This window comes from Streptomyces sp. MZ04 (assembly GCF_004684775.1).
Lineage (GTDB): Bacteria > Actinomycetota > Actinomycetes > Streptomycetales > Streptomycetaceae > Streptomyces.
This window is the reverse complement of sequence record NZ_SRIC01000262.1, coordinates 1-11,394: the sequence shown is the minus strand read 5'-3', so window position 1 is coordinate 11,394 and position 11,394 is coordinate 1. Positions and strand designations below refer to the sequence as shown.

Genomic DNA, 11,394 nt, shown 5'->3' with positions numbered 1-11,394 from the left:
AGCAGCCGCATCAGGTCAGACTGGGACAAGGCCATCGCGTCCTCCTCGGTTGAACTGGCCGTTCACCAAAGAGACTTGCGCGATGGCCTGCCTCTGCTCAGGGAGCAGTCACCGACAGCGGATGCACACCCCGAGCAGACCCCCGCGCGTTCCAGAACCCAGACCGGCTACACCACTCGGCGGGACACCATCGGGCTGGGTCCCGGAGAAAAGAGCTGGATGCGGCCAGGAGACGTTGGGAATCCCGGTGGAAGAGGCGCCGAGAGTGTACGGCGTTCTCGGATCATGGCGACCGCACTGGGCAGCCTGTGCGGTGGGCGTCATCGGGGCTGGACTCAGGCCGATCAAGCGGCACGCCGCGCTGGTTGCCGGTGCGCAACGCATCGCCCTCCATCAAGTCGATGTGGCTCCAGAGGATGCGCTGGCGGAGCTTGCGCGGCTACAGCTCGCCATCGAGGAGAACCATGTGTGCGTCCGGCAGGCAGCGCTTCTGCCGGACGAGCAGCTACGGGACGTCCGCCCCGTGTCCCGACTGCGCAACACCTGGCTCGAGTCCGCACATGTCGCCCTGGGGACTTGCCGCCGTGAGGGAGAGGCTGCCGTCGGCTTGCTTGAGGGCACTGCGGAGATCGACATCCTCATCAACAGCAGCGCAAGCCTCATCAAGCCGCTCCTTGCGGCAGACCTGTTCGACCGCCTCTATCTCATGATCTTCCCTGAGATCGCCAGGGGCGGGCAGCGACTGTTCGACGACGGCCTGCCAGCCACGAAATGGACGCTCGCTCACCAGGAGACCGGCGAGCCGGGCGAGAGGGCCATGGTCTACGACCGGGCCCGGTAAGGAAACCGGCACCGGACTTCACCGACGGAGCGTCGGGCGCGTGCCGGTGGTCACTGGGGCCGGTGCGCCGAGTCGGCGACGCTCCTCGGCCGGAGCCCGTCAAGGGTGCGGGCGATGAACAGCGGGACGTCGTCGAGGCCGAGCGTGGCGGTCCCGAGCAGCAGCCGGTAATACATGGTCCCGTAGATCATCTCGACCATGGCGCTGGTGGGAACGTCGTTGCGGAGCTGCCCGTCGGCGATGGCGGCCTCGAGCCGGGCCTGGCACAGCCGGGTCGGCGGCTCGATGAGGCTCTCGCGTAGCGCGGCGCCGACGGCCGGGTCGGTCTGGGCGTCCGCGATGATGCCGCGCAAGACGTCCCCGATCGGGGACGTCAGCACGGCGACGACCCTCTCGAGCTGGGTAGTGAGATCAGCGGTGATGTCGCCGGTGTCGGGGAAGGCGGTGGCATCCCCGATGTGATCGGCGAGGGCCTCCAGGGTGAGCACCGCCCTGGACGGCCACCAGCGGTAGATGGTCTGTTTGCTGACACCGGCGTGGGTGGCGATGGCGTCGACGGAGACCTTGGCGTAGCCCCTGGTGGTGGTCAGCTCGATGGTCGCGTCCAGTGTCGCGCGCCGGGACCGTTCGTTGCGGCGTTCGGGATTCGGTGCGGGAGTCATGCCTCCACCGTGCCGGAACGAGACGTCCCGTTTGCCGCCCTCTGTGCGGCGGTCCGGATTCCAATGAAGCAAACGAGACGTCTCGTTTGCCAATGCTCCAGCCCTGTTCTCCCTCGATAAGGACCACATGTGTCTGGCTATTTCGAACCGTTGACCGCAGGCAAGCTGCATCTGCCCAACCGGCTGGCGATGGCGCCGATGACCCGCAGTCGTGCGCATGGCGGCCTCGTGTCCGAGCTGACCGCCGAGTATTACGCGCAGCGCGCCGCGGCGGGAATGATCATCAGCGAGGCCACTCAGATCAGCGAGATCGGGCAGGGCTACATCCAGACGCCCGGTCTTCACTCGGCCGAGCAGGTCCGGGCCTGGCGCGTGGTGACCGACGCGGTCCACGCCGGTGGCGGTCGCATCGTCGCCCAGCTCGTGCACTGCGGCCGGATTGGTCACCCCAGCCTGTACCCCGACGCGGCACTGCCGATGGGCCCGTCACCGATCGCCTCCGGTGAGCAGCTGTTCACACCGGAGGGCATGCTGGACCATCCCGCGCCGCGGGAGATGACGCCGGCCGACATCAGCCAGACCGTCGCCGACTTCGCCGCCGCCGCGCTCAACGCGGTCGAGGCAGGGTTCGACGGTGTCGAACTGCATGCCGCCAACGGGTTCCTGCTCCACCAGTTCCTGGCCGACGGCACCAACAAGCGCTCTGACGGGTACGGCGGCTCCATCGCGGGCCGTATCCGTCTCACCCTTGAGGTGGCTCAGGCCGTCAGCGAGACGATCGGTCCGGAACGCGTCGGGATCAAGCTCTCCCCGGGCATCACCTACAACGGGATGGCCGAGAGCGACACCGCCGAGCTGTACACCGAGCTCGTCGCTGCCCTGGCACCGCTCCCGCTGGCGTACCTGCACGTCGCCGAGTTCCTCACCCGCGACATCACCAGGCTGATCCGCGCCCAGTGGCCCGGGGTCCTGATCCTCAACCCCCACCCCGCCGCGGACTCCTTCCCCGGCACCCCCGAGATCGGCGCCGAGGCGCTCCGGGACGGCGTCGCCGACGCGATCGCTCTGGCCGAGCTGTGGCTGGCCAACCCGGACCTCCCCGCCCGGATCCAGGCCGGCGGCCCCTATACGGCGGCGGACAAGGCCACCTTCTACGGCGGCGACCACCGCGGCTACACCGATTACCCGACGCTGAACGCCTGAGCAGCTCACCCAACGATTAGGAACTCCATCATGGATCTGGAACTCGCCGGAAAGACCGCCGTCGTCACCGCCGCGAGCGGCGGCATCGGAGGTGCTGTCGTCCGCACCCTTGTCGCCGAGGGCGTGACGGTACTCGGCGCCGACCGCAAGGTCACCGCGCAGCTGAAGGAAACCGGCGCCCTCACCGTCGAGGCCGACCTGCTCACCTCCGAGGGTGTGGCAGAGCTGCGGCGGGTCGCCGAGAACGAGCTCGGCGGCGCCGACCTGCTCGTCAACGGGGTCGGCGGCCTCGCCGGCCTCGACCTGGGCGCGCTGCCCGACCTCGACGACGCGACCTGGCAGCGCGCGTTCGAGCTCAACTTCTTCAGCAACGTGCGCATCACCCGCGCCCTGCTGCCCCTGCTACGTGAGGCGGTCGTCAACGTTTCCACCAGCGTCGCCCACTGGCCGGCGTCGGGCCCGCACTGGTACGGCGCTTCCAAAGCGGCCGTGACCGCGCTCAGCAAGGGACTGGCCGACGAGCTCGGCCCGCGCGGCATTCGCGTCAACACGGTCTCGCCGGCGCTCATCCGCACCCCGTTGTGGGACGAGTACGGTCCGCGCGTCAGCCAGGCCCGCGGCGCCGACTTCACCCAGCTCATGACGGACCTGCCGGACCAGATCAACGTCACGCTGGGCCGCTGGGGGACGCCCCAGGAGGTCGCCAACCTGATCGTCTTCCTCGGGTCCCCGGCGGCCAGCTACATCACCGGCAGCGACTACGTCATCGACGGGGGTCTGCTCAAGACCGTATGACCCGTTCTCGTGGGTCCACCCCGGATTGATCCTCATAGCCGATGTCCCGGCGACCGTTCCAGGTCGCCGGGACATCGGGAGGGGCGGGTCACTCGGTCGGCGGGACGGCGATCGCGTCGATCTCGAAGAGCATGTCGGGCAGGGCCAGGGCGGCCACCCCGGTGAGGGTCTGGGTCGGCGGGACGTCTCCCCAGATCTCTCCGATGAGCTGGGCTATCACCGCGAGCTTGGCGGCGTCGTGGTCGACGATGTAGGTGCGGATCTGGATCACGTGCTGGTAGTCGAGTCCTACGGCCGCCAGGGCGGTGCGCAGGTTGGTCAGCGACTGGCGGACCTGGTCGGTGAAGTCGGGCGAGGTCACGTGCCCCTCGCCGTCCGAGGCGTACTGGCCCGCGACGAACACCAGGCCGCTGTTGGTGCGGGCCAGGTGGCTGTATCCGTAGCCGACCGGGTTGTGCAGGGTCTCGGGGTTGATGATGGTGTGCGACATGGCTGTGCTTCCCGTCAGTGGTGGGTGCGGGTCGTCGCCGGGGTTCCGGCGGCGACGGTCAGGGCGGTGAGCAGGGCGAGGACGCCTCCGACACCGAGGACGGCCCTGGTGGCGAGGCCGTCGGCGGCCAGGCCGCCGAGTAGCGCGCCGAGGGCGATGGACAGGTTGAAGGCGGAGACGAACAGTGCCGAGGCGGCGGCCGCCGCGTTGGGGGCGGCTTGGAGCATCCAGGTCTGGAGGCTGACCGAGACTGCGCCGTAGGCCAGGCCCCAGACGGCGAGCAGGAGCGTTCCGGTGACCGGCCCCTGGCCGGGTACCGCGAGCAGCGCCAGGGTGGACGCGATCGCGAGGGCGACGGTCAGGAGGGTTTCGCGTACGTGGTTGCGTACTCGGGAGCCGGCCAGGAAGTTGCCGGTGATCCCGGCGATCCCGTAGGCCATGAGGAGGAGTCCCGTGGTCCCGCCGGTGATGTTCGAGGTCTCCTGGAGCAGGGGGCGGACGAATGTGTAGGCCGCGAAGTGGCCGGTGATCAGCAGCGTGGTGATCAGGAGCCCGGTCCGCACGCCCCGGTTGCCGCGTAGGAGTGCGGGGAGAGTCTTGATGGTGACGGGCTCTCCTGGTGGAAGCGGCGGTACCAGCGCTCGCAACGCGGCCGCCGCGATCAGACCTAGTACCCCTACCGTCGCGAACGCGGCGCGCCAGCCGACGGTGTCACCGAGCAGGGTCCCGGCAGGGACGCCGACGACCGAGGCGGTGGACACCCCGCCGAAGATGATCGCGGTGGCGCGGGCGACCCCGTGTTCCGGGACGAGCCGTACGGCCAGTCCTCCGGCCACGGCCCAGAATCCGCCGACACTCACGCCGATCGCGAGCCGGGCCAGCAGGATCACGGGGAATGTGGGGGCTATGGCGCTGACCAGGTTGGCGGCGGCCATGAGGCTGGTCAACGCGACCAGCAGGGTCCGCCGGTCGAGGCGGGCGGCGAGCACGGTGATCGTGGGGGCCGAGACGGCTGCGAGCAGGCCGGGGACGGTGACCATCAGGCCAGCCGTTCCGGCTGACACCTCCAGTTCCGAGCCGATCGGGGTGAGCAGGCCCACAGGCAGCAGTTCCGAGGTCATGAGGGCGAAGATGCCGAGGGCGATCGCCAGCACCGCGCGCGGGTGGTTCTCAACGGTGTGCATGGTGGTGGTCCTTGAGGTCGTCGAGCAGCCGTTCGGCCGCGGAGTCGTCGGGGGCGTTGCGGAAGCGGAAGGCGACCGGGTCGCCGACACATGCGGCGGCGAGGGAGGTGAAGACCGGGCGGAGGTGGTCGACGGCGCGTAGTCCACCGGACTCGGCCCCGTAGGCGACGAAGGCCACGGGCTTGGCCCGCCACTCCTCGCGGTACCAGTCGATGGCGTTCTTCAGCGAGGCGGGGAAGCTGTGGTTGTCTTCCGAGGTCACGATGACGAAGCCGTCGGCGGTGGCGAGCCACGGACGCAGGTCCTCGACGGCGGGTGGGCCGCCGGTGGTCGGAGGTTCGGCCGGGAGGGTCGTGGGCAGCCACGCCTGGGCAAGGTCGATGATGTCCACGTCGAGGTCGGGGCGGCGGCACGCCCTGGCGGCGAGCCAGTCTGCGGCGGTCGGGCCGAAACGGCCCTCCCGGATGCTCCCGATGATGATCGCGATGCGCATCTCGTCCCCTTCCCGCGTAGTTGGCGGGCTCCACTGTGCGTGGGGCCGCGCATGATCGGCTGGGGGTCGGCTGGGGATAGTCTCGTGCGATGCGATTTGGAGTGCTGGGCCCGCTTTCGGTGTGGGCGGCGGACGGCACGCCCGTCCGGGTTCCGGAGCTGAAGGTGAGGGCGCTGCTCGCCGCGCTCCTTCTGCACGAGGGGCGTCCGGTGTCGACCGACCGGCTGCTGGACGACCTGTGGGGCGAGGACCTGCCAGGGAATCCCACCAACACCCTTCAGACCAAGGTCTCCCAGCTCCGGCGCGTCTTGGGCGACCGAGCGCTGGTCGCCTACGGGCCGACCGGGTACTCCCTGGCCAGCACGGCGGTGGACGCCGTGGAGTTCGGCGCGCTGTTCTCGGCGGCGCTGGCCAGCCCGGACCTGCGGACCAGGGCGGATCTGCTGACCGACGCGCTGGCGTTGTGGCGCGGCCCCGCTTACGCCGACTTTCGCGACACGTTCGCCTACGGCTCGGCTGTCCGCCTCGACGAGCAGCGACTGACGGCGTTGGAGGAGCAGGCGGAGGTGCGGCTAGCGCTCGGCGAGCACCACCGGCTGGCCGACGAGCTGGGCGAACTGGTGGCCCGGCATCCGCTCCGGGAACGGCTGCGTGCCGCGCACCTTCGAGCGCTGTACGGCGCGGGACGACAGAGCGAGGCTTTGGCCGGATACGCCGACCTGCGCGAACGGCTCGCCGACGAGCTGGGTCTTGACCCCGGCCCCGACCTGGTGGCGTTGCACCGAGCGATCCTGAACCAGGATCTGGGGCTCGCCCCTGTCGCTGTCTCCCGTTCCTCGTCCCTGCCCGCGCAGGTCACGTCGCTCATTGGGCGGGAGGGCGAGGTCGCGAGGGTGCATGAGCTGCTGGAGGAGGAACGGCTGGTCACTCTGACCGGCCCCGGTGGGGTCGGCAAGACACGCCTGGCTCTGGCGGCGGCCTCGCAGGCCGCGTTCCCCGACGGCGTGTGCCTGGTCGAGCTGGCGGGCGCCGACGGCCATGTGGCCGAGCTGGTGGCGGCCGGGCTCGGTGTCCGGGATGAGACCTCCGCGGCGCCCCAGGTGCCCGTCCCCGACGCCGCGGACCGGGTGGCCGACGCGCTGCGGACCCGACGGCTGCTGCTGGTGCTGGACAACTGCGAACACCTGGCCGAGGAGGTCGCGGCCCTGGCGGAGACCCTGCTGCGGGCCGCCTCCGGCGTTCGGGTCCTCGCCACCAGCCGGGAGCCGTTGGCGCTGCCTGGCGAGACCGTCTTCGTGGTGCCGCCGCTCGACCGGGCCGCCGCGTTCGACCTGTTCGTCGAACGGGCGGGCGTGCCGCTGGACGCTGAGGACGCCCCCTGGGCGGAGGCCGTCTGCGCGAGGTTGGACGGACTTCCGCTGGCGTTGGAGCTGGCCGCCGCCCGGGTGCGGGCGCTCGGTGTGCGCGGAGTCGCCGAACGCCTGGACGACCGGTTCCGGCTGCTTCGTGGCTCGGGCCGGGGCAGGCCCGCCCGGCAGCAGACCCTCCGGGCGGTGATCGACTGGAGCTGGGAGCAGCTCACCGAGGAGCAGCGGGCCGCGATGCTGGCGCTGGCCGTCCATCCCGGCGGGTGCACGCTGGAGGCCGCCGAGGCCGTCGGCGTCGACCTCGACCTGCTCGACCAGCTCGTGAACCGGTCGATGGTGACCGGCGCTCCCCGGTACCGGCTCCTGGAGAGCGTCACGGCCTACTGCCTGGAACGGCTCGACGCCGACGCCCCCGTCTTCGAGCTCCGCGACCGCTACTACACCGGCCTGGCGGAACGGGCCGCCCCACACCTGCAGAGCGGCGGACAGCGGCAGTGGCTGGCGCGGCTCGACGAGGAGGACCTGAACCTGCGCGCCGTGCTCGACCGGACGGCGCCATCCAGGCTGGTCCAGGCGCTGACCTGGTACTGGTACCTGCGCGGCAGGCACCAGGAGGGGCACCGGCACACGAAGGGAACGGCCTGGGGCGCGGGTTTCGCGCTGCTGTCGGGTGCGGGCCGTGTCGAAGAGCCCGTGTTCACCGACGCGCGTTCGCGGTGGTTCCTGGCCCATGCCCATCTGCACTTCGGGGACGTCGACGCCGCCTTCGGGCTGCTGGAGGAGGCGCTGGTCGAGTTCCGGGCGCGGGGAGATCGGTGGGGTGAGGCCGCCACGCTGGCGAGCCGTACCAAGCTGGCGATGTTCCGGGGCGACTTCGCGGTGGCCGCGACCAGCGGGGAGCAGAGCATCGACCTGTTCGGCGAACTCGGCGACCGCTGGGGGCACCTCCAGGCGTCCGACATGCTCGGCTACCTCGCCGAGGTCACAGGCGACCACGCGCGTGCCGGGCGGCTGCACCGTGAAGGGCTGCGGATCGCGGAGGACCTGGGGTTGCGGACCGACGTGTCATACCGACTGTCCAGCCTGGGCCGGGTCGCGCTGCTCACCGGGAATCTGGAACGCTCCACCGACCTGCACGAGCAGGGTATGCGGGTGGCGGCCGAGCAGGCGAACCGGTTCGCCGAGGAGTTCGCGCGAGTCGGGCTGGCGCTGGTGGCGCGCAGGTCGGGCGAACTCGACCGCGCCGAGACGCTGCTGCGGGAGTCGTTGAACTGGAACCGACGGTTGGAGACCGAGTTCGGAGTGCCGTTCTACGGGGTGACCCTGATCCTGGCCGAGCTTGGCTTTGTCGCGGCGGCGCGGGGCGAGACGGCGGTGGCGCGTGGCCTGCATACGCGTGGGCTGGACGCGGCTCGTGAAGTCGGCGATCCGCGTTCGGTGGCGCTGGCGTTGGAGGGCCTGGCCGAGGTCGAGGCGCTGGAGGGCTCCTCCGATGAGGCGGCCCGGCTCCTCGGGGAGGCCGAGGATCTTCGCGCGTCGGTCGGCGCGCCGCTCCCGCCCGCCGAACGCGGCGACGTGGACCGGATCCGCTCGCTGATCGGGCCGTGAGGGGACCGTCAGCGAATCGTGCGTGGCCCTCGGCAGGGTGGGACCCATGAGAGCACTCGTCTTCACCCCCGACCTGACCTTCGCTGACGTTCCCGACCCGATCCCTGCTGCCGACCAGGTCCTGGTCGAGGTGGCGGCTGTCTCCCTCAACTTCGGAGAGGTGGCTTACCGGTCGTCGGCGCCCCGTCCCTCGCACGTTCCGGGCTGGGACGCCGCCGGGGTGGTGGCGCGGGCGGCGGCCGACGGCTCCGGCCCGGCCGTGGGCACCCGTGTGGTGACGTTCGGCTGGTCGGGGGCCTGGGCTGAGCGCCGCGCCGTCAGCACCGCCGACCTGGCCGTCGTCCCCGCCGACGTCGATCTGGCCCTGACCGCGGCGCTGCCAGTGGCGGGCGTCACCGCGTTTCAGGCCCTCCGGCGGCTCGGTCCCATCGAGGGCCGCAGGGTGCTGGTGACCGGCGCCTCGGGCGGCGTCGGTCGGTTCGCCGTCCAGCTGGCCGCCCAGGCTGGGGCTCACGTGGTCGCGTCGGTGGGCGGGCCGCAGCGGGCGGCCGGGCTGCGCGAGCTGGGCGCGGCCGAGACCGTGGTCGGCCCCGAGGGCCTGACGGAGCGCGTGTACGGCGTGCTCGACAACGTGGGCGGAAGCCAGCTCGCCGAGGCGTTCTACCGGCTGGAGGACGACGGCGTGGTCCAGGCGATCGGCAAGGCTTCCAAGGAACCCACCGTGATCGACTTTGAGGAGGCCCGCGTCCGATCCTTGCGCGGCCGGATCGAGAACTTCAACATCAGGGCCCCGTTCGGCGACGACCTGGCTCACCTGGTCGGGCTGCTGGCCACCGGCGACCTCGACGCCCAGGTGGGCTGGCGGGGCCCCTGGGACCGGGCGGCCGAGGCCGCCCGAGCGCTGCTGTCCCGCGAGGTCCGGGGCAAGGCCGTCCTCACCCTGGCCTGACCGGGCGGGTGACGGAACTTCCTGACGAGAGGCTGTCGTCTCTCCGGCCGGTGCCCCGTCCCATACGTTGCGCGACCTGGTCTCCGACGCCGCCGCATTGGTGCCCGCGCTCGGCCTGGACACGGCCCATCTGGTCGGCATGTCGCAGGGGGCCGCGGTCGCCCAGCTCGTGGCGCTCGACTGTCCTGAACGGGTCGCCTCCCTGACCCTGGCCTCCTCGACGCCTGGCGGGCCGGGCCACATCCACGATGATCTGCCTCAGATGTCGGAGCGGCTCCAGCAGGTGTTCGCGGCCGAGGCGGCCGAACCTGATTGGTCGGACCACGATGCCGTTCTTGACTATCTGGTCGAGGCTGAGTGTCCCTTCGCCGCCGCCTCGCGTCCCTTCGACGTGGCGGCCATGCGGGAGCTCTCCAGACGTGTCCTCGAACGCTCGGCCGACATCGCGGCGCAGCTGACCAACCCGTTCCTGTTGGACGCTGGGGAGCCGTGGCGGCACCGGTCGGTCAGATCACCGCCCCGACGCTGGTCCTGCACGGCACCGAGGACCCGTTGTTGCCGGTCGAGCACGGCTACGCCCTTGCCGCCGAGATCCCCGGTGCGCTCTTCCTCGCGATGCCGCGGACCGGACACGAGGTCTTCCCCCGCAACCAGTGGGACACCGTCGTCCCGGCGATCCTCGACCACACCGCCCGCCACTGAACGACTGGGGGACCCTATGCTCGCCGTCTTGCTCGCTTTGGGCGCCAGCCTCGGCTGGGGAGCATCCGACTTCCTGGGTGGGCTCAAAAGCCGTTCGCTCCCCCTGATATCGGTACTGCTGATCTCGCAGACCACCGCGCTGGCCCTGCTCATGGCCATGGTCGCCGCGAAGGGCACGCCTCTTCCCGACGTCTCCTCACTGGGCCAGGCGGCCGTGGCCGGGTTGGCCGAGACGGCGGGCGTCGCCGCCCTCTACCGAGGGCTGGCGGTCGGCCGGATGGGCATCGTCGCCCCGGTCGCGGCGACGGCACCCGTCGTGCCGCTGGTGGCCGGGGTGGTGACCGGAGAGGTCCCCGCTCCGCTCCAGTTCGGCGGGCTCGCCCTCGCGCTCGTCGGCCTCGTCATCACCTCGAAGTCCCCGGCCGACGGCGGCACGGGCCGCCGGGCACTGCCGAGCCTCCTCTATGGGCTGCTGGCGGCGCTGGGCTTCGGGACCTTCTTCCTCGCCATGCACAACGCCAGCGGCGAGGATGTCGGGTGGGCCCTGCTGGTCGCCCGGCTCACGGCGGTCACCGCCATCGCGGCCGTCATCGTCGCCCAGCGCCGACGCGTGACGATCACGGGAGCCGACCTGCCCGCGACCGCCGCCATCGGCGTCCTCATCATTACGGCCGACTTCCTGTACGCCACCGCCTCCAACCTCGGCATGGCGAGCACCGCCGCCGTCCTGGGGTCGCTGCACACCGTCGTCACCATCGCCCTGGCTCGGATCGTGCTGAAGGAACGGCTCGGGCGGCTGCAACAATTCGGCATCGCCCTCTCCCTCGTCGGCGTCCTGGCCATCTCCACCGCGACCTGATCAGGCCCGGGGCGAGCCGTCCAGGTCGGTCCGCGGCACGTGACCGCTCGGCGGTGCGGTGAGGTCGGCCGCGCCCTCCCGCGAGGTGAAGGCCGCGTCGGGCCGCATCTGGGGGGGTGCCTCTATGTCTTTCGTCAAGCGAGGCGTGGGGTGCGGGGTTCGTAGAAGGTGCCGTCGCGGAGTATCGCGAACAGCACGTTGATCCGTTGCCGGGCGAGCCGGAGGAGGGCTTGTGTGTGGG

The 11,394-nt window shown here is 71.1% G+C and carries 12 protein-coding genes; 7 read left to right on the top strand and 5 right to left on the bottom strand.

Going from position 1 to position 11,394, the window contains the following annotated elements; all coding sequences use genetic code 11:
* Nucleotides 1–313: 313 nt before the first annotated feature.
* Nucleotides 314–841: a dihydrofolate reductase family protein gene (locus E2651_RS45660; RefSeq protein WP_245239416.1), complete on the top strand. Its 528-nt coding sequence runs from the start codon at nucleotides 314–316 to the stop codon at nucleotides 839–841.
* 50 nt (nucleotides 842–891) lie between these two features.
* Here E2651_RS45660 and E2651_RS34675 read toward each other — a convergent pair whose 3' ends face one another.
* On the bottom strand, nucleotides 892–1,503 hold the full coding sequence (locus tag E2651_RS34675; protein ID WP_167828984.1) for a TetR/AcrR family transcriptional regulator: 612 nt from the start codon (nucleotides 1,501–1,503) through the stop codon (nucleotides 892–894).
* Between the two features lie 150 nt (nucleotides 1,504–1,653).
* On the opposite strand from E2651_RS34675, the gene E2651_RS34670 reads away from it, so the two are divergent.
* Both E2651_RS34670 and E2651_RS34665 read left to right on the top strand, forming a co-directional pair.
* Nucleotides 1,654–2,706 carry an alkene reductase gene (locus tag E2651_RS34670; RefSeq protein WP_348541685.1) on the top strand — a complete coding sequence of 351 codons (1,053 nt, stop codon included), beginning with the start codon at nucleotides 1,654–1,656 and terminating at the stop codon, nucleotides 2,704–2,706.
* Between the two features lie 30 nt (nucleotides 2,707–2,736).
* Nucleotides 2,737–3,501: an SDR family oxidoreductase gene (locus E2651_RS34665; protein ID WP_135335233.1), complete on the top strand. Its 765-nt coding sequence runs from the start codon at nucleotides 2,737–2,739 to the stop codon at nucleotides 3,499–3,501.
* An 88-nt stretch (nucleotides 3,502–3,589) separates the two neighbouring features.
* Here E2651_RS34665 and E2651_RS34660 read toward each other — a convergent pair whose 3' ends face one another.
* The 3 genes from E2651_RS34660 to E2651_RS34650 are packed head-to-tail and all read right to left on the bottom strand — an operon-like array spanning nucleotide 3,590 to nucleotide 5,668.
* Entirely contained in the window at nucleotides 3,590–3,991 is a 402-nt protein-coding gene (locus E2651_RS34660; protein WP_135335232.1) for a RidA family protein, read from the bottom strand.
* Between the two features lie 14 nt (nucleotides 3,992–4,005).
* The gene (locus tag E2651_RS34655; protein ID WP_209446318.1) at nucleotides 4,006–5,175 is read right to left on the bottom strand and encodes an MFS transporter; all 1,170 of its coding nucleotides are present in this window, start codon (nucleotides 5,173–5,175) and stop codon (nucleotides 4,006–4,008) included.
* Nucleotides 5,162–5,668 (bottom strand): NAD(P)H-dependent oxidoreductase, encoded by a 507-nt coding sequence (locus E2651_RS34650; protein ID WP_135335231.1) that lies wholly within the window; start codon nucleotides 5,666–5,668, stop codon nucleotides 5,162–5,164. Before E2651_RS34650 ends, E2651_RS34655 begins: the two co-directional genes overlap by 14 nt.
* An 89-nt stretch (nucleotides 5,669–5,757) precedes the next feature.
* On the opposite strand from E2651_RS34650, the gene E2651_RS34645 reads away from it, so the two are divergent.
* The 4 genes from E2651_RS34645 to E2651_RS34630 all read left to right on the top strand — a co-directional run bounded on the left by E2651_RS34645 (nucleotide 5,758) and on the right by E2651_RS34630 (nucleotide 11,153).
* Nucleotides 5,758–8,643, top strand: a complete 2,886-nt coding sequence (locus tag E2651_RS34645) for a BTAD domain-containing putative transcriptional regulator (RefSeq protein WP_135335230.1) — start codon at nucleotides 5,758–5,760, stop codon at nucleotides 8,641–8,643.
* 46 nt (nucleotides 8,644–8,689) lie between these two features.
* Nucleotides 8,690–9,592, top strand: coding sequence for a zinc-binding dehydrogenase (locus tag E2651_RS34640; RefSeq protein WP_135335229.1), 903 nt, complete (start codon nucleotides 8,690–8,692; stop codon nucleotides 9,590–9,592).
* 489 nt (nucleotides 9,593–10,081) lie between these two features.
* Nucleotides 10,082–10,294, top strand: coding sequence for an alpha/beta fold hydrolase (locus tag E2651_RS46225; protein WP_348541684.1), 213 nt, complete (start codon nucleotides 10,082–10,084; stop codon nucleotides 10,292–10,294).
* Between the two features lie 28 nt (nucleotides 10,295–10,322).
* Nucleotides 10,323–11,153, top strand: coding sequence for a DMT family transporter (locus E2651_RS34630; protein ID WP_167828983.1), 831 nt, complete (start codon nucleotides 10,323–10,325; stop codon nucleotides 11,151–11,153).
* Here the strand turns inward: E2651_RS34630 and E2651_RS44330 are convergent, their stop codons facing one another.
* Nucleotides 11,154–11,291 (bottom strand): hypothetical protein, encoded by a 138-nt coding sequence (locus E2651_RS44330; RefSeq protein WP_167828982.1) that lies wholly within the window; start codon nucleotides 11,289–11,291, stop codon nucleotides 11,154–11,156.
* Between the last annotated feature and the right edge of the window lie 103 nt (nucleotides 11,292–11,394).

Excerpts from the sequence above, each read along its gene's own strand:
- E2651_RS34675 (WP_167828984.1), bottom strand. The coding sequence starts at position 1,503 with ATGACTCCCGCACCGAATCCCGAACGCCGCAACGAACGGTCCCGGCGC.
- E2651_RS34665 (WP_135335233.1), top strand. The coding sequence starts at position 2,737 with ATGGATCTGGAACTCGCCGGAAAGACCGCCGTCGTCACCGCCGCGAGC.
- E2651_RS34660 (WP_135335232.1), bottom strand. The coding sequence starts at position 3,991 with ATGTCGCACACCATCATCAACCCCGAGACCCTGCACAACCCGGTCGGC.
- E2651_RS34655 (WP_209446318.1), bottom strand. The coding sequence starts at position 5,175 with ATGCACACCGTTGAGAACCACCCGCGCGCGGTGCTGGCGATCGCCCTC.
- E2651_RS34650 (WP_135335231.1), bottom strand. The coding sequence starts at position 5,668 with ATGCGCATCGCGATCATCATCGGGAGCATCCGGGAGGGCCGTTTCGGC.
- E2651_RS34645 (WP_135335230.1), top strand. The coding sequence starts at position 5,758 with ATGCGATTTGGAGTGCTGGGCCCGCTTTCGGTGTGGGCGGCGGACGGC.
- E2651_RS34640 (WP_135335229.1), top strand. The coding sequence starts at position 8,690 with ATGAGAGCACTCGTCTTCACCCCCGACCTGACCTTCGCTGACGTTCCC.